The following is a 24,325-nucleotide window of genomic DNA, read 5'->3' on the forward strand; positions in this document are numbered from 1 at the left end:
AGTTAGGGCATTTGTGAAATATTTTCAACTTTTACTTTCCAATCTTTTGGGAAGCCCAAATTCGGTTGGGGATTGTCCTGCGTGCCTGCTGCCATCATTGCCAAAGCGATGAGCACACCACCGTTGCCAGGCAAGTACAAGCGCAGCCTGTCGGTTTGGTAATTGTGCCCATTCTTCAAATAGGTATTTGTGGTGATGGGCATGAGGAGTGCTTCCACAGCCTTTTCAGGTTTGCCCAAGCGGGTAGCAGTCATGGCGGTCATGGGGAAATCCCAGCCCCAAGTGTCTTCCCATTGCCAATCTTTCCAAATTTTGTCAAAGGTATTTTCCATCACCTTTTTGTCGAGCCCTTTGGTGGCTGGCAACATGCCAAACGTACCCAACACGCTCGGGTGGTCTGTCATGTATCGTTGGGTGGTGTAGGAATCTGGTGAACTTTCGGTGGCGAGGTACAAGCCGTCTTTCATGGGCAAAGGGGAAAGGTTATCCAATACTTTATCCCAAGTTTTGTTCCTTTCCAAGCCTTTCCGTTCCCTCCACATTTGGGCAGTTTCCAATCCCCAGCGCCAGTAAGCTAATTCATACGTAGGATTGAAGGTGGTTTGGGCATCAAATCGCTCTTGTGCGGGAATGACGCCAGGGCCCAAAATGTACCGCTTTTTATCAGGGTCCTTGTAGGCAAAGTCCGCCATGAACTCGGCTGTCTCTTCTATGAGTTCTGTGTATTTGTCCAATACTTTCGAATCCTTTTTTACGCTGTACAGCAGCTCTGCAAAATAGATGATATGCGGCTGTTGCCACAGGAGGTACGAACCTACGGAAGAAACGGTTTCTCCACCTTCGTTGTCCGTCATTTTTTGCCATCTTACCCCTTTAAATCCTTGCCTTTTGGAAATTTTCCTCGCTACATCCACACTTCTGAAATACCAAGAAAGCTGCTTCTCCAAAATCTCTGGTCGGTTCCACAATGCGAAATGCGTTCCGTGCCACCAGATCATTTCCATGTGTGGTTTTCCATACCAAGAATTATAGGTCAAGCCAGTTTCCTGAGGCGGCGAACTTCCTCCGCAGTTCACCTTGGTGAGGTACAAAGAAAGAACCATCATCCGCTCTAGTTCCGCAGCCCTTTTGTCTTCGGTTTCCCCTAGGTCAATCATCCCGCCACTTTGCCAAAACTGCTGATAGGCTGCATGGATTTCCTTCTGCAACTTTTCAAAATCACTGCTGAATTGCGGCCTGGTGTTTGGGACAAATTCACAGGTAAATTCCCATTCGCTCTGTTTCGTTTTTGGTAAAACTATAAACCCTTTTTCTGTGGCTTTAGCCGAAGCAAGCTGCAAGGAAGAAGCCACATGCGTGACGTAGGTTGTCGTATCTAGGTCTCTTTGGATACTTAATGTTTTCTTATTGTTATGTAGTAGTTTCAACCGCTTAGGTTCTTCGGAGTCAAAGTTTACTGCTTCGTCTGCAAAGGCATCGGTTGGGTAGGGAAAGTTGATGCTGATGCCCAAGCGACCTTTCGCCAAAAGTGGACTTTTTACTTTCACTCCCAACATGTCATGCGTTTGTCCCACCAAGGTGATCACCTCCACTGGCTCGCCTTCTACTTCAAAAGTACTGGTCAATTCTCCTTTCCAAAGGTCAAGCTTTTGCTCAATCTTTTTCACATCGGAAATGGTAATTTTACTTCCATCTTTTTTTAGTATGTACCAACCAACAGTTGCCAAATGGATACGGTGCGGGTTCTGGCGGAGGTAATTGCCCGCTTCCCATTGCCGCTTGTCTTTTTCCTTCCATTGCCTAGCATAGGGCACTTCCCTTCCATGTGACTTTAGTGGAACTAAGGTTTCTTCTATTTTGTAAGTCTCTTCCGTAGGGAAGCTGTGCCAGCCCCATTCGGAAAGCGTACCCAAAGACATGCCTTTGGAATACTCTATGGGGAAAGTTTGTAAGCCAGTGGCGTCCATCGTCATGGCGAAGCTGCCATTCCCAAGCGTAAGCGAGTTGAGGGTGTCCACCTCGTTGAGCACCACGTTATGACGGCTCACCACTGCTTTTCTATCAATGGGGGTTTGGGCTTTTATGCCATTGGTTATAAACATGCCTATAATTAGGAACTTGAATGCATTTTTTAAATAATTCATGATAGTGATTTGGTTAAATGTGTGAATTAGCACTGGCTAATCATGAATTATTCCACAGGCTCTGTATCGTTTCCAATGAGCTTGTACATTTCACTGCCTGCCAAAAGGAAACAGCCCAAGCCATAGTCTTCAAAATCGGGCATACTGTCGTAGGTTACAGGTTGTCCATCTTTAGGCTCTTTTCCTGTTCCCTGTACATATCCCAAGAATCCATTTGGGTGAATGGCTTCACTTGTAATAGCATTCCACGCTTTGGTAATCACAGGTCTGAATTCTGCTTCGCCAATCAAGCCGTTGTTGATACCCCAAGCCATGCCATAAATGAACAAGGCCGTTCCCGTTGTTTCCTTTCCACCAAACTCTTCCGAATCATGCAAACTCACGTTCCAAAATCCGTCCTCTCTTTGAAGGGGGACTAATGCTGCTAACATTGCTTTCAAGTCAGCTTCGTATTCAGCTTTATGTGGGTCATTGGAAGGGATTTGTTCCAACACTCTAACCAGGGCGGCTACTACCCAACCATTTCCTCTCGACCAGTAACAGTCTTTTCCATTGGCAGTAGTGTAAGGAGGGTCAAAGTCGGCATCTCGCCACCAAAGCCCGTGTTCGGGGTTGTACAAACCATTTTCCCCGATGTTGTTTTTGGTGAAGGCATACATCTCGTACATGCGCTCGAAGTAAGCGGTATCTTCATAGAGAACTCCGAGGCGGGCAAATACAGGCATTGCCATTTGGATGGCATCTATCCAGTCCCAATCGTCTATCTTGTCGGTGACCATCATGCTATCAATCGAAGCTGTTATTTTTTCAATACGTATCGAATCTTTTTCCAATAAGAACAAGTCGATGTATGTCTGCCCAGCGCACTGGTTGTCCGCATTTCTGGTGTAGGTTTCTCCGTCCCTCAAGTCCCATTGGTGGAACTCTCCCCAGTCTACGGCATACTTGTAAAAGGTTGGATCTTCTTTGATTTTGTGCAATTCCATGAGCCCTTCATAGTAGACAGCCCTTGTCCAAATATTGCTAGCTCTTGATCTATTGGTGACAATACGTTTACCCACATCTTGCCATTTTTTCATGAAATACTTATTGGTAAGCACCATGTTTTCAAGGATAGTAGCTTGGGAAATAACTTCTTCTTTTGGGGTGGAACATGCTCCTGAAAGAAGGATGCCTATAAAGGCGCTAAATAGGGTGATCTTTTTTGAGTAATTCATTTTCTCTATTAATTGGGTGAATGATTATAATTATCTATCATGTTGTGCCTCAAGCTGGCACTAGTTAGTTGCGTTATTAATTTTTGTCGGTATTCAATTTGATGAAAGGGCTTTCAGCCAATCTTTACTGAAAAGGGAAAGACCTCCTGTTGTTGGTCATCACTTTATAAGCTCATTTCAAAAGAATTGGTCACTTTTAAGGTACTGCTGTCTTTTGCCATCAACTTCACGTTTTCGAATGTCCAGTTTTTTGCAAAGTCAACTTTTCCAGCTTTTTGTGCCTCAATGGCTATGTTTTTAAATTGAAATCCATCGATGGTAGAATTTTCCAAGCCAGAGGCAGACAAGGCAGTTTCCGCATTGGTCACATTTATGTTTTCCATGTAAATATTCTGGAATTTGGGAATCCCTTTGCCAGCTGGCTCTACTTTTTCGAGCATTACTTTCCAGTGTACTGGGATGCTGTCGTAGTTGAAGCCTTCGGGTAGTGTCGAATAACTGTAGGCTGGATTCCAGTTCATAGAAACATGGATTGGCGTTCCCACCCCGTTCATTTCAATGTCTTTCATGTAAATATTTTCCACTGTTCCCCCACGGGTTGTGGCTGACTTAAACCGAATCCCAATTCCAGTTCCATTGGCTTTCAAGTTTTGGGCTAGTACGTGGCGGATGCTTCCTGAGGTTTCACTTCCAAAAGTGATAAGCCCACCGCCTTTTCTAGAAATACAATTGCGGATTACGATGTATTCAGCAGGTCGGTTCACCCGTAAGCCATCCGCATCCCGACCAGCTTTTAGGCAAAAATTATCATCGTTGCAGTCGATATCACAGTTTTCGATGAGCACAAAAGAAGAGGAGTCGATGTCGATCCCATCAGTGCTTGGCCCATGGCCGTCTACATTATTTCGGATAATTAGCCTATCAACCGTTACATATTCCGAATACAGCACATGCACCGTCCAAAAGCCTGCTTGCATGAGCGTAATCCCTGAAATGGTTACATCTGAAGAACCTGAAACCAAAACTGTTCGGGGTCTTTTGGCATCGTAATCTACTATCCAGCGAAGTCCTTGAGGTTCGTATTCCTCCTTCCGCATTTTCCAATACAAGTCCCAAAAAGGTTTCCCTTGCGCATGAACTGTTCCCTGTCCCGTCACCGCCACTTTTTTTTGATCGATCACATTGATAAGCGCTGCCGGCCATTTCATTTCGATGCCTGCTACTCTCGTGTCGATTTCTGGATAATCGACTATGTTTTGGCTTCCCCGGATTTCCACCCCTTTCCCAATCTGCAAATTCACGCCTTTTTTCACGAAAAGCGAACCTGTCAAATACACACCATCTTCAAAACTCACCACTCCTCCTCCTTGGGCGGAACAAGCATCAATAGCCGCTTGGATCGCTTTGGTATTGAGTGTTTTTCCATCGTTCACCGCACCAAAACCATTGACCATAATTGGGTTGCCTGTTGCAGGTTTTTCCCTAGTTCCCACTTTGCTCACCCAATCGAGCGTTACGCTCTTGGTTTCAACTTCATGTTTGGCTTTTTCGGGGGAACATTCCATTCCGCAAAGCAAAATTACTGTTAGCATTAAGCTCAGAAAATAGGTTTTTCTTATCATTTTGTAAAGTTTCATCATTAACATGGGTTCGTTTAGTCTTATGCCTAGTTACTTAATTTCCATCTGGCTTTTCAATTTCAAAAGTTGGGCTCAAAGGCCAATTGAAGCTTTCAAAAGAATCGGGTTCAGCGGGGTTATAAGTTGGGATTCCTTCTTTCAAATGCATAGCTAGTTCGGGTACATTCGCTTTAATGCCTTCAACTATGCACTTCGCAAGTTGATGCGCTCCATAGGTGTTGAAATGAGTATTGTCTGCCAAATCTTTAGCCTGTCCTTCAAATGTTCCGGCGGGGTAATGGACAAAAGCTTTTTTTGAGTCTTCAGGTCCCATGGCTTCGTAAAAAAGCTTGCTCATTTCGTTCAAATCGATCAAAGCAATGTGTTCTTCAGCAGCTGTTTGGCGCATAGTCTCGGGAAAATCTTCGAGTGTGTTTTTAATTTTTCCATGCTCATCAAAATTCCTCCTGTGCATAGATGTAACCAACACGGGAGTAGCTCCCTTTTCCCTTGCTTCTTGAATAAACATCTTAAGCGATTCTTTATACCTTGCGATCACTTCTTCGTGTGGTCCTTTCGCTTTTTGATCGTTGTGGGCAAATTCGATAAATAAGTAATCGCCTTCCTTCATTTTACTCATCACTTTTTGTAAGCGTTTTTCTCCTACAAAAGACCTGAGTGATTCCCCCGATTCGGCAAAATTGGCTACTACAATATCATTTTTGAAAAAGGTTGGAACCATTTGCCCCCAAGAAGCCCAAGGTTCATTTTCTTGGTCTACCATGGTAGAATTGCCCGCCAAAAATATGGTAGGAATGTCAATGACTTCGGTGATTTCTATGGCGCAGATACTGGGATTTTCATCTCCAAATTCTAGGGTCAGCTTATTATCCCAATTCAAGTATGGATACTCCCTAGGCTTCAAGCGGATGCTGTCAGTTTTATTGATTTTTGGAGAGCGGCGGTTTACAACAATCGTTTCTGTGAGGAATTCACCAGGTAGCAAACTCAGTTCATGCAACATTAACCGTCTCGATTCTGCTTTCACCGTGGCAGTAGTGCTCTCTTGCTCATTGCCAAAAGTGATGCTGACTTTGTAATTACCTTCAGGCAAATCCAAAGCAAAATAGAAGGGCGATTCGCTGGTAAGGAAATCGCTTTTAACGCCTTTGCTTTGAGCGTTCGACCCTGCTTGCACTGCGTCTTTCGAAACCAGCCCAAATCCAACTTCAGGGTTGTAAAAACTGGATGTGCTTACCTCTTGGAAGCCTTCTGTCGCTCCTCTATTACCAAAGTCAAATTTGTATGAGATTAAATCTGAGCCAGAAACTGAAGCGGGGTTAGTTTTTTCAACTTTCCCCATTTTCTGGCTACAGGAAATTAAAAATGATGCGAATAAAAAGGTTAAAAAAAAGTTCGTAAAGTTCATCTGAATAACTGGGTTAAATCAATAGTCTGTAAAATTATTTTTCGCTAAAAATTAGTGCACTGTCGTTTTGATTTACCTCGGCATCTTTCAAAAGGTTAATCACTTCAGCTCCTGCTAAAAGTACTGGTCCATACCCCTGTGCCGCATATGTATTGATAGGTCTGTGGTAATAAAAAGCTGGGTCGAAGCCCATTCCAGTGCCTACACAAGTTCCTTCTACTTGCCCTTTTTCATTCACTTTCGTGGCTACTGCATTCCAAGCCAGCAATACCATTGGCCCATACGCTTTTTTATCTATCCAACCATTGTTGATCGCCTTGGCGATGGCGTAGGTATAAATCGCTGTTGCTGAAGTTTCTAAATATGAATCGTTTCGATCTAAAAGCTGGTGCCAAAAGCCAGTGCCGTCTTGGTAAGAAGCCAAACCATAAATATGCTTTTTGAGTTGTTTTAGCACTTTTTCTCTTTCTGGATGGTTTTCTGGCAACACATCAAGCAACTCTACTTTGGTCATTGCTGCCCAGCCGTTTGCCCTCGCCCAATGGAACTGGGGATGAACCTCCATTTCTTGCACCCAACCGTGCATGTACAGGTTCCTGTCTTCATTGAACATGCGTTCTGAAAATTGCAAAACTTGCTTCACCGCATCGTCAAAGTATTTATTGTCTCCAGTGAGCTTTCCCATTTGAGCCAGTGCTGGTACGCTCATGAACAAATCGTCCAGCCAGAGGGTGTTGGGTAGTGGTCGGTTCCTTGCCAATGTTCCATCTTCTAAGCGGAACTGCTTGTTGCTGATGTAGTCTATGTAATTATCGATCACGGGTTGTAACTCCACTTCCAAGCCAGTCCTTTTTACCTTGATGAAGGCGGCACAGATTGCCCCAGCATCGTCAAGGGCATGAGGCTCTAGTACTGAGCGAAGTGGCGTTTTTGCTTCTGGGAACTTCTCTTTCAGTTTTCTGTACTTATCTGCCGCATAGGCAATGAAAGAAATTCTGCTATTTACATAATCTGTGTATGCATTTTTTCCTGTTGCTTTTCCGGCAGCTAGCATTCCTGCATAAGTCACGCCCCATTCGTAACTCAGGAGTCTATAATCGCCTTTTTCCAAGATGGCATTGTCATTCGGTTGGGAAAAATCAGTAATCTCTTTTCCTGTTTTTTCATTGATCACTCGGGTAGGGGTGGTTGCTTCCAAGTAGCGATAGACTCGATTGATCACCGTTTCCACTTCCTCTGTACTGGGCACTACATACGGAGTAGGGTACTTAGGTTGCAGCATGTGCAGCGGCGTGTTGGAATCGGTAATGGGCTCTTTCTTCTGCCCAAAAAGCAATGCACTGTGGAGGGCAAAAAGCAATAATATAAAACTGATTTTTTTTGTTGGGTAGTTGAATTTGACCATTTTGTACATTTTCATATTTTTTTCATTTAGTAACTTGTAAACTAAAATTTCGTGTTTTTTTAATAAAGCCTATTGCTGATTTGCTGCCGTAATTGATTGTTGCTGACGGTCCGCCGCTGCGGTTTCTTGTTACTAGTTGTTAGTTTTTTCTTAAAAAAAATCTTTCGCTTTTTAAGAAAAAAAACAGTTAATCAACTCATTACTTAGTCGAAACTAGTAACCCGCAACTAGCATCTAGTAACCGTCAGCAGGGTCTAAAAATTAAAATAATAAGCATCATTAAAACACTCGGTTATTTAGTTTATAGTGTATTTAGTAGCAATAAAAAGTCTTTACCGTTTTCCTGCAGTTGGTCCATAAAAAGCATCCGTCCTGAACGGTGAAGCAGGTAAGCCACTTTCATTTGTCAGGTTTGGATTCTTAGGGTTGCTGTTGAAGGCATAGCGCACAGCAATAGGTTTTGGAACTTGCTCCGACCAAACCTCAACCTTGTCTTTGCTAATGATTTTTGCCTTTGCCCAGTACCAGTTTTTATCTGCACCTGCGATGGCAAACTCTGCCAGTTCTTCACCATCTTTGGTTTTTAATCTTTCTCCCACTCCGTCAAACTGGAGAATGATTTTATCTCCCATCACTTTTTGCTCCTTGAACATCGGACCACTGGGCAGCAGCTCTTTACCATAGACTTTTGCTAAAGCCCATGTGGCCATTCTTTTGCCCACGTCCAATTTATTATGAGGGTGAATATCATGGGCTTCACCGATGTCAATAGTGACGATTAGTCCCATGTTTTTACCATTTACAACTGTAAGGCGATGGGCTTCGCGAAGGTGTGCCCAAGCATTATCTGTGGGTTCTTCTTCAATATCTCGGTAGTTTGGAAGCTGGACGATGCCAAAAGGGAAATCTCCCTGCTCCCATTTCTCCCTCCAAGATTGGACGAACACTGGCATCAGTAATCCGTATTGTTCAGCCCGTTCTTCGTTCGACTCGCCTTGGTACCAATACGCTCCACGGATGGAATATGGAATAAGTGGCTCAATCATGTTGTTGTAGATCGAAGAGGCAATTCTATAGTCTCGCAAAGCATCGGGAACTCTAGGTTGGCGAGGTGCTTTTGTGCCATTTGCTTTAGCTTCTTCAGCTGCTTTTTTCCACTCAGCTATATCCTTGTCGTATTGGGCTTGCACCACAGGTCTTGCTGCAGCCCATAATTCCGTGCGCTCCACACATGGGCGGAAATCGTCGGAAGCCAGTAAATACTCTTCGGGCATCCAAGCCTCCACTTGCGAACCTCCGTAGGAAGCATTGATCAGTCCGATGGGGATATCCAAGGCTTCCTGTAGTTCTACACCAAAATAATAGCCCACCGCACTGAACTCTCTTATTGATTCAGGATTGCATGTCTCCCAAGTAGCCAACTGTCCTCTTTTATGATGGAAAGCAACTTTTCTGTTTACATTGAAAAGGCGAATATTAGGCTTGTCAGCCGAGGCAATAACCGCTTCGCCATCATTGGTTTTTTCCAAAATCAATTGCATGTTTGATTGGCCTGTAAGCAACCAAACTTCCCCGATCACAATCCCTTCAAGCTCAATCGTATTATCACCTTTAATCACCATTGTTTGGGGGCTTGCATTTACTGGCATCGGCTTGAGGCGAACTATCCATTTTCTGTCTTCACTTGCTGTGGCTTGCAGTGTTTGCCCAGCAAAATTCACGGTAATTTTTTCTCCAGGGTTAGCCGTCCCCCAAATAGGAACGGGTTGGTCTCTTTGCAAAACCATATTGTTACAAATGATATCGGGTAGGATAACTGCTGCCTCCAGCGAGGTGGCGGCACATATTGCAACTATCCAAATCAGATATTTCCACGCATAGGCTTTCCTTGTTGTTCTATTCATTTCCATTCTCTTGATTCCTAGTTATTATCTATCAAATTTGTTCTTGTTTGCTGTTGAGAAGACAAAAGTGCCTACTCGTTTTTCATCTTTTTCTTACCAATGTTGCACTCATTAATCCTATGATCACGTCGTTAGCCACTGTTTTTATTTCCAACTTTTTTAAAGTTTTCGAAGGGTTAAGTGGCAAATCGAGAATAGTTGCCGCACCTCCTTCAATTCCAAAATCACTGAAACCTTTGAGCTTTGTGTATGTATTGAAATTCCTTTTTGTTTCTCCGGTTTTCAAGAGAACCCGGTAAGGCTTCGGGTGACCGATGTCAAACGCATATCGATCTTGGTAATAATCTTGTTCTATCGGGTACCAAGTTTCGGGGTTGCTCAAGGCTAGGCGTTCTTCCGAGCCATCGGAATAGTGCACCACCACTTCTCCGTTGGTGAATCTGCTTTGCATAGGATTGGTGGTGCCTGCCATCATCACATAAAGATGCGAAGCGTTCCCAATGAGCGGGATACTTGCCGAATTAGGATAATTATCCCACAGGGAAGTGAAAATGATATTGGCTGAATGTGGTTCTGAGGGTGTGGAGAGTGATGTGCCAAATGGCAATTGGAACATGCCGGTTTTTTCCACCTTTTTTCTTAATCCTGTATCGTCTATTTGCGGTTGAACCAAAGTGTAGCACCAGTTCCCTACACCTTGCCATGGGAGCTGCAAAGTGGTGCTGGTGGGTCGGGGGGAAAGGTATTTGTTCTCAAAAATTTGGGTAATATCTTCGTTGAAATACGCCCTCAAATCTACACTCTCTTCCTCAGTCATAGCTTTGTTGTTTATTTCCCAATTGATTACTGTTCCTTGGGTTTCGTAGTTATTCTCTCCTTGGAAATGGATTGCGTTTGTCCCCGCAAAAATTCCTTCCGAAACATTAATTTCTTTCGATGATTCTCCAGCTTTTAGTTCAATAGGTATTTCTGTATTATTATCATAATTGATAGTCAATTTTCCTTTTAAAGTTTCTTGGGAGTGGTTTTTCAATTGGAATAACAATTGGTTTTTTGGTTGCTGTTCAGCGGCAACTATTTCTAGTTTGTTCACTATAATAATATCAATTGGCTGCCACCAAGTTATAGAGCCTTGCTTCAATTTTATGAATGCAGTGTGGTGGCCTTGCGTTCCAGTTACCTGTGCTTTGAGCTGGTTTTGATGTGTATCAATGTCTTTTAAAATTCCTTGTGGATCAAAAACTTCGATCAACTCAGCATGGGTGCTTTTCAATGCCAAATAATCTCCTTGAGCTATTTTTGAAGCATATTTAAGATGTTCTATTTGTTCAGTTCCCCATTCAATTTCAATCCTGTATGTTGTTTGTTTGCTGATGGGAATGGCAATTTCTGGCTTGCCAATAGCAGTTTCTACCACCTGCCAATTCGCTGTTTTTCCGTTTACTTTTACCGACTTTATTTCTGCCTGCCTTGCGCACAGTTGCAGCTTCAGTTGCATGTTTTTGGGGAATGTAGGAGTGATTTGATAATGATCTATCAAACCTTTTCGCTGGAAGTTGAATTGGATATCAGGGGTTTTCAGCGAAGCATTTTCCCAATCGCTGGGAAAGCCCGGTTTGATGGTGAGCGTATCTGACAGAGCGTTGGGCAATATCCCAAACAAACCTTCCACCACGGTTCGTGCCGCCATGCCAATGGGGTCGGAAAAATCCCTGTACAATTCTCCTCTGATGGCGTCGTAGTAGGGGAGTTGCCCGAAACCTCCCGCACAGGAACTGAGGTACATGCTTTCCATCAGGGCACTTTTCCAAAGGATAAATGCTTCTTGGCTTTGTCCCGCTTGCCAGTACGCCAAGGAGGTATGCAACACTTCTGCAAGTGCCACATTATTTACCGACCAAGTGTAGGGCAGCCAGTTGGTTGTAGAAACGGTGTGGTAAGTATTTGCTTCAATGCCATGTGCTTCCACAGGAATGTGCGGGATTTGGGTGTCTACATAACGCATGGTTTGATAGGCTTGGAAAGGATCGGGAACTTCCGAGTCGAGGGAGTGATACACCGTCCATAAGCCTGCTGCGGGATGAACTTTCTGCAAACCAAGCAAATCTTTGTATTCGGCAAAATGCCCCTTTTTGGGTAGCCAAAGGTGCTTTTGCATGGCTGCCAAAATCAGCTCAGCTTCTTGTTGGTAAGGGCTAGGGTCTTTCCCTATTTTCTTTGCAATGGTGGCTGCAAGTTTGTTGGCTTTATAATTATATGCTGAAGAATGCGTGACACCGCCACCGCTGTATTGCAAGGCATCGCTTGCCCAAATGCAGCAATAGGCATCGTACAAGCCATCTCCGTCTGCATCGTAGTTTCTTTTTTCCCAAGCCAAGTGTCGTTCTAGCGCTTCCCATATTTCTTTGGCAAAGTCCAAATCTCCTGTCCAGTTGATGTGCCACAAAAGCTGGTCGAAGAACACCAAGTTCATGTCGTAATGGTGCGGGCGGAAATCGCCATTGGGGTTGCGGCAAATGTATCCGCTGCTGAACATCGAAGTTCCCATTTTTTCGGTTTGCCTGGCCCAGTGCTTAGCCGTGTCGGGCACTACAGGACCTACAGCAGGGGAGGTGACTTGTGATTTTAGGTAACTTCTGAATTGCATTTTAGCCCTGTCGTGCCTGCCCATTCTGTCGGCTGCATAAGCTGCTCGCCAGCCAGGAATCCGCATCCGCCAGGCAATTGCCCCATGCAAATAGGTAGGGTCTTCCCACACACCATCTTCCGCTACGCTCAAGGCTGCACCTAGGGTATTGAGGTAAGGGTCGGGCGTGTGTATCTCAATTTGTTTGCTTAGCTTTTGCCGAGCCTGCTCCGCTTGCTCAACTTCCTTGGGCAACGTTTTGTAAGCGATGTACTCAATGGTCTGCGGATTGTACAGTGAGAAAAATGCTTCTCCATTTAGCTCTTTACTTTTTAATAAACCTGCTAATACTGGCTGCTCATCCCCTTCAGAATTCCAAAGTTCGGTTGGGGAATTTTGTTGCTTAGCATCAGCAATATTTGTGGAAGATTGAGGAGGGAAGATACCTGCGAATTTTCGGATGGAGGCTAGGCCTGCGTTAGTTTTGCTTTCCTTAATCGATTGAAAACCCTCTTCGCTTATTTTCTTGTTCGTGTTGAAATATACCTCAAAGGTATTTCCATTTACTTTGTAAAAATTTTGGTTACAATATTCAGGTTTGAGGTAAAAACTCGATTCTGGATCTGCTCCAATATCCCCATTTCGGCTGAACTTCTTACCGCTCACGCCTCCGTAGACCCAGCATATATCTATTAGATTTACTTTTTCTTCAAACTTCATTTTGAGAAGTAGCCCTTCTGCTTCAGCCATTGCCCAAACACTCAAATGCAATTTGCCTTCTCCCAGCAAGGAGTCTGAAATTTCATAGTGCATGCTTCCGGCTCTGTACCTTGCAATAATGTTGTCGGCTTCAATCAACCATTTGCTGTTTTCGCCAGAAACCAAACCAAATTTCAAGTTGCCTCCCATGCCTGGAAGGTACTGGGCAAACTCAGGCAAATCACCTGCTTCTACTCGGTAAGCAGTATTTGTGCCGTACAGGGCACGGTTAAATCTTTTGTTTCCATTTGTGATTACAAAGTCTTCCCCATCAGGTAAGTACCGTATGCTTCTTTCAGTATTGTGCCACCAGTCTCTTTCAGGTGTATCTGTATTTTCATACTGTACATTTTGTTGAATGCACGCATTGAAAAAAAGTAATAGAATGGTGAGGTAGTGCTTTTTCAATTTCATTAGTGTTACTGGGTTGTGAGTATCGCTTTGTTGCTTCTGTAGGAAGAAACCATATGTTTTATCGGCAAATTCTGGACACGCTTTATAGCATGTTTCCTTAAAAATTTAGTTTGCCAATAAAAGTAGTTTCCAACACTCAAGGGTATTGGATGAAGATGTCAGCTCTCGTTTATTTTTTTGTAGGGTATTGACGTGTACCGAAGAAAGTTTCCGAAATGATTTTCAAGAATCCGTCATTTTTTTCTTTTGTACCAAGGGAGAAAGAGGAGTGAAGAGCAGGAGCTGAGCTGGAAGAACTCTGGCTTTTGACAAGTAATAAGTGTGAATTATACATTTTCATAGTTTGTTATTTGTGATTTGTAATAAAAACGCTGTATTACAAATAGTTAACTGGGTATGTTAAAGCAGCAATTTAAAAAAGAAATTTTGTCTTTTAAAAGAAAAAGTGGGAATACGAAGGGCAACTTTATTTGTCTGACCTTGTCCTGAAATGCTGCTCGCGGCTTTCTATTGAGCGGCAAAATACTTAAGATTGTTGTATTGATAAGTGAATTGTCATAATATGGAAATGAAAGCAACTAGCGAAAATAACGATAGACCGGTTCGGTATATCGGGGATACTACAGGTTTGGTAGAAGATTGTATCCAAGAGGTGTTTATTTATTTGAGGAAGAAGAAGGCAAACTTGGGCAATACCAATTCCATAAGGTTCTATTTGTACAAAGCCCTTCATTCAAAGATACTTCGTACCTTGTCAGGCAAGAGCAAAATGTTTGTTTCTTCCAATCTCTTAGAAGGGTATAATTTCCAGCTCAACCTTTCCTACAAAACCCTGCTTATTAAAAACCAGATAGATGAGGATGCAAGATACACACCTACTATCGAATACCACAATGGAACATTTTACATAGCCTGTATCGAAGTTGAAAATGAGCTAGATGCATGCCACCTAAGTACCGAAACTGCTGAAGGTTTTACAGGCTGTCTTTATGGAATGTACGCTTTTTCGGCTGAAGATGTGAGAGGGCTTACCGCTACCTACAACTGGTTTGAATATGAGGGGAATGATTAGGCTTTTGATCAAAGTTTAAGCTTTCGGTAAAATATGTTTACTTTTTAATCAAATAAGAAAAGGCTACGCCATCTATTTTTTAACAACCAACAATACAAATGAAAAGAGCCTACACTTCACTTTTACTTATAGCAAGTACATTTTTTGTCCTAAATGCCTGTGGTGAGAAGCCCGAGCAAGAGGAAAAACAGATATCGCCTCGCCAACGCATTTCCATCAACGAAGGCTGGCGGTTTATGAAATATGAATCAGCAGATAGGGCGGATGCTCTCATTTATGATGTTCGCCCTGAAGACTTTGATAGAAACGATGTAAAGCCAGCCGATGCCAAACCTACCGAGGCGGTAGAGGTTGACGTTTCTCAAGAAGTGCTCAAACCATGGATCTTGCCCACAGGAAACCCTTTTTTAAGTGACCCTTCTATACATTACCAACGTCCCGAAGGAAATCCTGGTGAAGACTTTCCTTTAGTTCAAACCAATTTTGATGACAGCGTTTGGGAAAGCGTTGATCTTCCGCATGACTGGGCGATAAAAGGTCCTTTTTATGATGGAGAAAATGCAGAAGTCGGTGGGGGAATGGGGCGATTGCCTAGCCCCGGCGTGGCATGGTACCGCAAAAAACTAGAGATCCCCACTGCTGATGAGGGCAAATCGGTTTTCCTCGATGTGGATGGGGCGATGTCTTACGCAATGGTTTGGCTCAATGGGAAATTGGTTGGCGGATGGCCCTATGGCTATTCATCATGGCGACTCGATCTTACGCCTTTTCTTACTTTTGGAGGAGAAAACCAATTAGCAATCCGTTTAGATAACCCTCCGAATTCCTCTCGCTGGTATCCGGGCGGAGGGATTTATAGGAATGTTTGGTTGGTGAAAACTGAGCCTATCCATGTGGCGCATTGGGGCACGTATATCACCACACCTGAGGTTTCCGAAGCTTCGGCAAAGGTTGATTTGGAAGTAACCATCGACAACGATTCTAAAGAGCAAGTGCAGGTAAAAGTGCTTACCCAAATTTTTGTTGCGGATGAGGATGGAGTAAAAACAGTTGCTGAAATCACTTCTTTCAAACCTATTGAAACTACTCTTGAAGCTCAGGAAAGCAAGACCTTAAAGGGGGCAATTACCCTAGAAAATCCTCGCCTGTGGGGACCTCCTCCTACTCAGAAACCTAACCTGTATATTGCCGTCACCAAAGTGATGAAAGGCGATGAGTTGTTGGATGAATATGAAACAAGTTTTGGGATTCGATCGATAACCTTTGACGGTGAAAAAGGGCTGATAGTCAATGGAAAGGCTATTTATATGAAAGGAGTGAATCAGCATCACGACCTGGGTGCACTTGGAGCAGCTTATAACCATCGGGCTGCCGAACGACAGCTTGAAATGCTTAAAGAGCTCGGGGCGAATTCAATCCGCTTGGCGCACAACCCACCCGCGCCAGAGTTGCTGGATTTGACAGACAAAATGGGGTTCCTTGTAATAGATGAGATTTATGATTGCTGGGAGCGGAAAAAAACGCCACTTGACCTGCACCTGATTTTCCCCGAATGGCACGAGCAAGATTTGCGAGCACTGATCCGCAGGGATAGGAACAATCCTTCGGTGGTTTTGTGGAGCTCGGGCAATGAAGTAGGGGAACAATACACAGGAGAAGATGGCGCGGAAGTGGCAAAACGGCTCCGGTTGATTGCCAACGATGAAGACCCAACTCGCCCGACTTCGGCTTCTTTTAACTATGCCAAGCCCGATATGCCGATCACTGCAGAGATGGAAGTCCTCAATTTGAATTACCAAGGAGAAGGTATTAGAAATGCCCCGGCATATGCTCATTTAAAAGGAATAAATACACCGCCCTTGTATCCCGCTTTCCATGAGAAATTTCCCAATAAAGTCATTATCAGTAGTGAAAATGCAGCCGCTTTGAGTAGCCGAGGGACTTACCTTTTCCCCGTAGCCGAAGGGGTAAGTTCACCCATAAGTGATAGCTTTGGTGGCGATCTCAAAAATCATTATGTAAGTGCTTATGAGCTTTATACCGCAGATTTTGGATCTTCAGCTGACAAGGTTTTTGGCTCTATCGACAAGCATCCGTATGTGGCTGGTGGCTTTGTGTGGAGCGGTTGGGATTATCTCGGCGAGCCCACTCCTTATTATTCATCTCGTAGTTCCTATTTTGGACTTATAGACTTGGCTGGCTTCAAAAAAGACAGGTTTTATTTGTATCAGTCTCGCTGGCGACCAGATTTCCCTATGGCGCATATCTTGCCTCATTGGAATTGGTCAGGTCGTGTGGGCGAAGTAACCCCTGTTCATGTGTTCACTTCAGGCGAAGAAGCCGAATTGTTTCTAAACGGTAAGTCTCTCGGGCGTAAAAAGAAAGGAGAATACGAATATCGCTTGCGCTGGGATGATGTGGTGTACGAGCCTGGCAAGTTGAAAGTGGTTGCTTATAAAAATGGAGAAACTTGGGCAGAGGATTTGGTTCAAACAACCGATGTTGCAGTGGGGCTTACCCTCTCGGCTGATCGTGCATTGCTCAAATCGGGTGGGCAAGACTTGGCTTTTATCACCTTGGCAGTCACTGACCGTAATGGATTGACCGTTCCTATTGCCAATAATCAAATTGAATTTGCAGTAGAAGGAGCGGGAGAAATTGTGGCTACGGACAATGGCGACCCAACGGATCTTGTGGCATTTCCCTCTCACAAACGGAAAGCTTTTAATGGTTTGGCTCTGGTAATAGTCCGAGCTACAGGTGCTGGGGAAATTACCCTTACCGCTCAGTCCGCAGGATTAGAAACAGCAAAAGTTGTTTTGAAAAGTAAATAAGCTGTTTTTAACGACTCTATTACTTGAATCATCAAGTAATAGAGTCGTTCGATAATGATGGAATTATAAGCTGAATAGCTTCTAAAGGACACGTTTTTAACTTCTAGCCTCCAACTTCTCTTAAACCACTTCATAAATAACCCAAAATTTTATTCAAGACATGACCAAGCTTTTCAGATTTTACACCCTACTTTTTTTATGTTTTACAGCTATTAATGGCTTTGCCCAAGTGCGCCTTCCAAAGCTCATTGGCGATAGGATGGTGCTGCAGCGAGATGTTGACTTGAAGGTATGGGGTTGGGCTTCGGCAGGGGAGAAAGTTTCGGTAAAGTTCAATAAGAAAAGCTATAAGGCAACTGCTGACTCCGAGGGGAGCTGGCAGGTAGTTTTGAAAAAGCAGAAAGCTGGCGGTCCTTATCAAATGGAAATTAAGGGCAAAAATGAAATAGTCTTAAAAGATATTTTGGTAGGAGATGTCTGGCTTTGCTCAGGGCAATCGAATATGGTTCATTACTTTGGTCGGCATAAAGAACGGTTTGCCAAGGAAATTGAAAAGGCGGATTTTCCCGAAATCAGACAGTTTCTAGTCCCGAGAAACCCGGTGCTGGATGCTCCCCAAAAAGACTTGCCAGAAGGAAGCTGGAAACAAGCGACTCCTGAAAATGTATTGGCGTTTTCTGTAGTTGGCTATTTCTTTGCCAAAAAACTATACGAAACTTACGGTGTACCAATGGGCTTCATCAATTCGAGTGTAGGCGGCACGCCTATTGAAGCTTGGACAAGCGAGGACGGTATGAAAGATTTTACCGAAATACTGAAAACTGTCCTGCAAAATAAAGACTCTGCGTATGTGAATGGTGCAAATAGAGCCGCTGCGTTGGAGAGGAAAGAGATACAAAATGGGTTGCCCAAGGATAAGGGAATGGATGTTACTAAAAAATGGTATGATCCTGAATATGTTCCCAAAAACTGGAGTAGGATTAATATTCCCGGCTATTGGGAAGATCAAGGAGTCAATAACCTAGATGGTGTCGTTTGGTTCAGAAAAGAGATAGAGATTCCTGCTTCAATGGCGGGAAAAGCAGCAAAGCTTTTCATGGGAAGGATTGTCGATGCAGATGAAATGTATGTTAACGGCGAGCTGGTTGGGCGAACGACTTATAAATATCCGCAACGAGAGTACCAAGTTCCGGAAGGGGTGTTAAAAGGAGGGGAAAATACATTCGTAGTTCGGGTGACGAATCAGGGTGGCAAAGGAGGTTTTATTCCCGATAAGCCCTATTTCATTACGGCTGGAATAGATACCGTGGATCTGAAAGGGTATTGGAGTTACAAAGTTGGGGCGGTTTATAAACCCGTTCAGATCAAAGAAAGAGGTGTTTCTGCTCAGCATCAACCTACTGCTTTGTACAATGGAATGATTGCACCGTTTACCAATTATCAGGTTAAAGGAGCAGTTTGGTACCAAGGCGAAAGCAATGGAAGCAGACCTGTAGAATATGAGAAGCTGTTGCCAGCGCTTATCTACGATTGGCGGGCGCAATGGGGACAAGAAGATTTGCCTTTTTTATACGTTCAACTCCCAAATTACATGAATGTGGATTATTCGCCTGCGGAAAGCAAATGGGCGCGCCTTAGGGAATCGCAATTAAAAGCACTTGGTGTCGAGAATACAGCGATGGCGGTTGCCATTGATTTGGGTGAATGGAACGATGTTCATCCGGGAAACAAGAAACCTGTTGGGGAACGCTTGGCTTTGGCTGCTCGTCACCTTGTCTATCAGGAACAAGACTTGGTTTTTTCTGGCCCTATTTTTAGCTCCGCCACAGTAGAAAAGCAAAAAGTTGTGCTGAGTTTCAATCATGTAGGAAGTGGTTTAATGTCAAAGGATGGGGAGGAGCTAAGGTGGTTTGCCATTGCTGGGATGGATCAAAAATACGTGTGGGCTACAGCCGAGATTCAAGGTGATAAAGTAGTGCTTTGGAGCGATGAAATTTCCAGCCCGGTTTATGTTCGGTACGCTTGGCAGGACAATCCCGATAAGGTGAATTTTTATAATAAAGAAGGCTTGCCAGCTTCACCATTTCAGACCAAGGTTAAGGAATAGGCGGAAGTCAAAAAAACATAAAAAACCGCCACCGTTTTACCCTTAGGTACTTAGCAGTGGCGGTTTTTCTTTCAAAGAGTTTTTCAGTCGAATGCTATTTAGAAATATCGATACTTACCACTTGGTCTTCAAAGCCTTCTGCTTTAGCGGATACGGTAATTCTCCCAGCCGTTTTGGTGGATTGGATAATTGCCAAGCAACGTCCTTTTGCAGTTGTGATTTTGTTGGACTGAAAGTCTTGAGTATTGTCATAAGCTCCATTGTCCACACCTAGTAATTTTGCATCGCCTTCTATCTCAAAGGTGATGGTTGCATCTTCTGTTTTTACAGGGTTGCCATTTTGGTCGTGGAGCTGTACTACTAAGTGGGCTACATCATAAGCATCGGCTTTGAGTGAAGTTTTGTCAGTGCTTAGGGTAATTCCAGTTGGAGCTGATGCAGTTTGAATTTCGGCTATTATTTCTTGCCCATCAAATCCAGCCTTTGCAGTGATAGTTCCTGCTTCAAAAGGCACAACCCATCGCATCAAACGGTCTGGGCTTTCGGACATGCTGCGGTAGCCAAGTGATTTTCCATTAAGAAATAGCTCAACTGTAGAATGGTTTGAGGAAACTTCTACCAATACCGATTCTCCCTTTTGGTAGTTCCAGTGCATATTGGTATTTCTCCATTTGTAGGCATTTTTCCCTTTTGCAATAGCTTGCCCAGAAAGCGAGTCAACTTTAAAAAGAGAGCCTTTTACAGGCAGTGTACCAATTGAGATATGTGGTTCATTTTTCCAGACACTTTTGAAATAGTTCCAGCCCTGTACTTTAAAACCTGCTAGGTTGAGCATATCGCCCCATGCACTTTTTTGCGGCCAATCTTCGTGCCTTTCACCTATGTAATCTATGCCCGTCCACATAAAAATACTGAACACACCAGGGTTTTCCAGTACTTGTTTCCAGTCGTCCCAAGTGCCGGGGCATTCGTTTATGGTTACCTGTTTTTCGGGGAAATGCGTTTGCGCCCAAGGGATAATGTTGTTACGATAACTATAGCCCACCAAGTCGACAGCGTCGGCGTATCCGCTCACATGGCTAACTTGTGGTAGAATTAAGTTTGCGGTAGTAGGTCGGGTCGTATCCAATTCTTTTACCCAATCATTCAATCGTTTGGCGGTTTCTGCCAATATATATTCCCCCTTTTCCCATTCGTCGTACCTAGTTTTCATTTCTTCGGGAGAAAACATTGGGACGCTGCCCCAAAACTTGCCAGCTTTTTGAGGATCGTTAGGATCGGTCCAAAAACCGGTGATGTAGCGGTAATGCAAGTAGGTCCACTCAATCTCGTTACCTATGCTCCATTGGAAAACAGATGGGTGGTTTCTGTCTCGTAAAATGCTTCGGGTAAGGTCGCTTTTTCCCCACTTTTGGAAGTGTTCAGAATATCCACGAGTGATGTTGTCCTTTATACGGTCGTGGTAGTTCATGCGCTTGTCTTTTGGGTAGTCGAACTCATCAAAAATCTCATTTTGGACTAGGAAGCCCATTTCGTCGCAGAGATCGAGGAACTCTTGGGAATAAGGATTGTGAGATGTTCTGATTGCATTTACCCCACCTTCTTTGAGGGCGGCAAGCCTTCTTCTCCACACACCTTTTGGAACGGCTGCTCCTACCAAACCGCCATCGTGGTGCAGGCAAACTCCTTTTACCAAGGTTGGTTTTCCGTTTAAAAAGAAGCCTTTCTTAGCCTCAAACTTTAGGCTTCTGATGCCAAACGGAGTGGTGTATTCGTCAATTACAAGGCCATTTTGAAGGAGGGAAGTAACTGCTTGGTACATGTTTGGGTTTTCACAATCCCACAGCATTGGGTTAGGCACAGCAAGCGTCTGAACGAAGGCGTTTTCTGTGTTTCCTTTAATGCTAAGTTGTTCGTTTTTCTTGGCGACTTGCTTGCCATTTTTATCTACAATAATGGTCTCTAGCGAGAAAGAGCTTTTCTTTTTGTTCTCATTTTTTACCTTCACTTCCAGCCTTACGGAAGCTTGTTCCTCGCTGATTTCGGGTGTGGTAAGGTAAGTGCCCCAAATGGGAACATGGAGCTTGTCTACTGTAATGAGTTTTACATTTCGGTAGATACCGCTTCCGGAGTACCAACGGCTATCGGCATACCTAGAATGGTCAACATGGACGGTCAATATGTTTTCAGAACCGTCTGTTTTCAACAGCTTGGTCAAGTCAAAATACACAGGGGAATATCCATAAGGATTTTCGCCGAGTAACTGGCCGTTTAGCCAAAATGTGGCATTATTATATACCCCGTCAAAAAGAACCAAAGTGCTTTTTTGCTGAGGCAGGGCAGGGGTTTCAAAGTGCTTTTGGTACACACCAACTCCGCCGGGAAGGTAGCCTGTGCAACCTTCAAGCAAAGAATCGAACGAGGCTTCTACGCTCCAGTCGTGAGGGAGGCGTATTTCTCGCCATTGGCTGTCGTCTAGCGGGACTTGCTGGGGTAGGGTTGTGTTTGGAAGCAAGGTGAATTTCCAACCAAAGTTGAAATCTACTTCCCGATCAGGAGCTTGCTGTTGGCTAAACGAAGTGAGTAAGAAGGCTAAGGAGCCAAATAATAGTACCCTAAGTACGTGATAAAAATTCAAACTAGATGATTTGTCATGTTGCCTGTGGCTCACGGGCAACGGGGATTTTTTGTCATTTACTAAGAGCGAATACAATTTGTTGATAGTTTTCTTTTTCATGATATTCTATTTGTTATAGACTGAAGTGTATTTGTGGCTTTCAGGCTATTTTGTCGTGATTTTCAAGACTTCTTTGTTTTTCGATTTTGCTTCTATCTCGTAAAAGAGCTGCATGTTTTCTCCTTCGCCAATGGCTATTTTATACGTTCCTGGATTGAGCACTTTCGGCTTCCAACTGTTTCCTTTTACCCTTAGGGAGGAAACCACTTCGCTGGTGTACTGGTCCATTACGGTGATCACTTGATTTTCGCTAGAAGTTTCTATCGTTGGAAGTTCGTAGCCGTTTTCTATGTGGAAATTATCTAGCTGAGAGAAAGAAACAGACCAACCCGGATACGGATTTTCGGTAGCCATATCCGTATTACGCGGCCAGCATTCGTAGGTGATTTCTCTAGCCGATTTTTTGAACCGGATGACTCCGTAGCCTGAGGCTCTGCCATTCAGGAGGTCTTCCTTTGGCGTATTGTCATCGAAGGTAGGGTTGGAAATAGCATGGACGGTTATTTTATTTTGAAGTCCGTCTAAAAATTCCCCAGTGTAGGTTGGCGAACCTGGTTTTCTGTTCTTCCCAGGGGTTTCCGGTTCCCAGTAGCGCATCCAGAAATTAGCTACGGCAGGTACGGCAAACGAGTATCCTGCATTGTTCCAGTCTTCTACGCCATGGCGGACTACCGACCCCAAATGTTGGTCGCCGGCTATCATACAAGCATAGCTTTTTCGGATAATGCTCAAGGCTTTGTTCCTCCCCGTTTGAGGCCAGCCGTTGGAGTCAAAACTAAACCGTTGCCTGTTTTTTCGGGTAGGAGAATGGGTAGATACGCTGGCAAAAATGGTTTGAGACAAAACTACTTTCATCTCTGCATCTTTCCAGTCGGTAGTCCAGTTTTCCAAAAAGTCCAACTGGCGCTGACCTAATAAGGTGGCTTCAGGAACATCCAGTAATCGAGTGTCATCTACTTTCTTGTTTTTTATTATCCTATCAGGGCCAGTTTTGAACTTGCGGTCTTCTATGAGGGCAAAGCTCATTCCGCCCCATGTGTATCCGGTGTAGTACACGCCTATTCCCTGTTCAATTGGGGTAGGGTCATAAGGGTCGGGCAAGTGGCTGGTTTGAGCCCGTTCTACTTCTTTTATGTACGAAACGGGCATGTAGTAGCCTCCATCGCTGCCATGCCTGTTGTCAATTTTCTTTCCCCCGTTGCCCCACAAATTCCCTTGGCCAATGTCGTGGTCGTCGGGCATGCAGATGGTTGGGGTATTGCGAATAAGCTCGCCAAAGGCTTCTCCAAATTTGAGCCAGTTCAAGTAATGCTGGCTATGGTCATATACTTGGTCGCCAGAAAAGAACAATACATCAGGTTTGATTTTCTTCAAGTTATCGATGATATCAGTCACTGGGATTTGCCCGCCGTGCTTGTCGTACATAGAAAAGCATGAAAACGCCGCCATTACAATTTCATCTTTTTCCTTAGGATTTTTTCTGACTAAGCCTTCGTAAAAAGCATTGTTGTTGTGAACAACCCGATATTCTTTTTCTTGGCTGTCATCCCAGCTTTCTACCCTAAAATGAGCGGTATAGCCCGGGTATTCGATGGGCGAAATAGCCACCGTATCCCAAGTGTCATTGTTTTTTACCTGTAAAATGGCTGAAAAGGGTTCGAAGTCTTTGATAGGATAGAACTGTGCGGTCATTTTGAGGGTGTTTTCATGCACTGTGTACATAGCAAAGCAAATTCGATCCTTTGGCTTTATATCATCAGGTAGTTTGAGATAGTTTTGGGCTTGGCTTGTAGCTATTGCCATTATAGAGAACAAGAGGAGCATAAGAGCTACTTTAGGAGGGTTTTTCATATTTATTTGTGTTAGGCGATGTCTTAGCTTGTGTGGAAATTCTAATCCCAGCCAAATCGAGTGTTTTTTGAATTGATAGTTATTTGTTTAAAAAAATAGGCAATCGTAATTTTACTTCTATAAGTATAAGAATTCAAGGCAAAGCTTTGAGCAGATTTTTTTGCTCTAAAACAAAAAAAAGAGCTTGCCTTTAACTAGGCAAGCTCC

The 24,325-nt window shown here is 43.8% G+C and carries 12 protein-coding genes; 3 read left to right on the forward strand and 9 right to left on the reverse strand.

Annotation, left to right across the window (positions count from 1 at the left end; genetic code table 11):
- Positions 1 to 2: 2 nt before the first annotated feature.
- The 7 genes from R9C00_10590 to R9C00_10620 all read right to left on the reverse strand — a co-directional run bounded on the left by R9C00_10590 (position 3) and on the right by R9C00_10620 (position 13,517).
- Positions 3 to 2,144, reverse strand: a complete 2,142-nt coding sequence (locus R9C00_10590) for a hypothetical protein (GenBank protein ID WPO37900.1) — start codon at positions 2,142 to 2,144, stop codon at positions 3 to 5.
- 47 nt (positions 2,145 to 2,191) lie between these two features.
- Complete coding sequence (locus R9C00_10595; GenBank protein WPO37901.1) at positions 2,192 to 3,361, reverse strand: glycoside hydrolase family 88 protein; 1,170 nt, start codon at positions 3,359 to 3,361, stop codon at positions 2,192 to 2,194.
- Between the two features lie 164 nt (positions 3,362 to 3,525).
- Entirely contained in the window at positions 3,526 to 5,001 is a 1,476-nt protein-coding gene (locus tag R9C00_10600; protein WPO37902.1) for a glycoside hydrolase family 28 protein, read from the reverse strand.
- A 34-nt stretch (positions 5,002 to 5,035) separates the two neighbouring features.
- Positions 5,036 to 6,343, reverse strand: coding sequence for a rhamnogalacturonan acetylesterase (locus R9C00_10605; protein ID WPO37903.1), 1,308 nt, complete (start codon positions 6,341 to 6,343; stop codon positions 5,036 to 5,038).
- A gap of 100 nt (positions 6,344 to 6,443) precedes the next feature.
- Positions 6,444 to 7,823: a glycoside hydrolase family 88 protein gene (locus R9C00_10610; GenBank protein ID WPO38769.1), complete on the reverse strand. Its 1,380-nt coding sequence runs from the start codon at positions 7,821 to 7,823 to the stop codon at positions 6,444 to 6,446.
- A 323-nt stretch (positions 7,824 to 8,146) separates the two neighbouring features.
- Positions 8,147 to 9,724: a sialate O-acetylesterase gene (locus tag R9C00_10615; GenBank protein ID WPO37904.1), complete on the reverse strand. Its 1,578-nt coding sequence runs from the start codon at positions 9,722 to 9,724 to the stop codon at positions 8,147 to 8,149.
- A gap of 76 nt (positions 9,725 to 9,800) precedes the next feature.
- Positions 9,801 to 13,517 carry a DUF4450 domain-containing protein gene (locus R9C00_10620; GenBank protein ID WPO37905.1) on the reverse strand — a complete coding sequence of 1,239 codons (3,717 nt, stop codon included), beginning with the start codon at positions 13,515 to 13,517 and terminating at the stop codon, positions 9,801 to 9,803.
- 562 nt (positions 13,518 to 14,079) lie between these two features.
- Here R9C00_10620 and R9C00_10625 point away from each other — a divergent pair.
- The 3 genes from R9C00_10625 (at position 14,080) to R9C00_10635 (ending at position 19,530) form a co-directional block, all read left to right on the forward strand.
- On the forward strand, positions 14,080 to 14,589 hold the full coding sequence (locus tag R9C00_10625) for a hypothetical protein (GenBank protein WPO37906.1): 510 nt from the start codon (positions 14,080 to 14,082) through the stop codon (positions 14,587 to 14,589).
- 98 nt (positions 14,590 to 14,687) lie between these two features.
- The gene (gene galB, locus R9C00_10630) at positions 14,688 to 17,423 is read left to right on the forward strand and encodes a beta-galactosidase GalB (GenBank protein ID WPO37907.1); all 2,736 of its coding nucleotides are present in this window, start codon (positions 14,688 to 14,690) and stop codon (positions 17,421 to 17,423) included.
- 160 nt (positions 17,424 to 17,583) lie between these two features.
- Entirely contained in the window at positions 17,584 to 19,530 is a 1,947-nt protein-coding gene (locus tag R9C00_10635) for a sialate O-acetylesterase (GenBank protein ID WPO37908.1), read from the forward strand.
- A gap of 94 nt (positions 19,531 to 19,624) precedes the next feature.
- Here R9C00_10635 and R9C00_10640 read toward each other — a convergent pair whose 3' ends face one another.
- Positions 19,625 to 22,267 (reverse strand): glycoside hydrolase family 2 TIM barrel-domain containing protein, encoded by a 2,643-nt coding sequence (locus tag R9C00_10640; GenBank protein ID WPO37909.1) that lies wholly within the window; start codon positions 22,265 to 22,267, stop codon positions 19,625 to 19,627.
- A 45-nt stretch (positions 22,268 to 22,312) separates the two neighbouring features.
- Positions 22,313 to 24,118: an alkaline phosphatase D family protein gene (locus R9C00_10645; GenBank protein WPO37910.1), complete on the reverse strand. Its 1,806-nt coding sequence runs from the start codon at positions 24,116 to 24,118 to the stop codon at positions 22,313 to 22,315.
- Between the last annotated feature and the right edge of the window lie 207 nt (positions 24,119 to 24,325).

Source organism: Flammeovirgaceae bacterium SG7u.111 (genome assembly GCA_034044135.1).
Lineage (GTDB): Bacteria > Bacteroidota > Bacteroidia > Cytophagales > Flammeovirgaceae.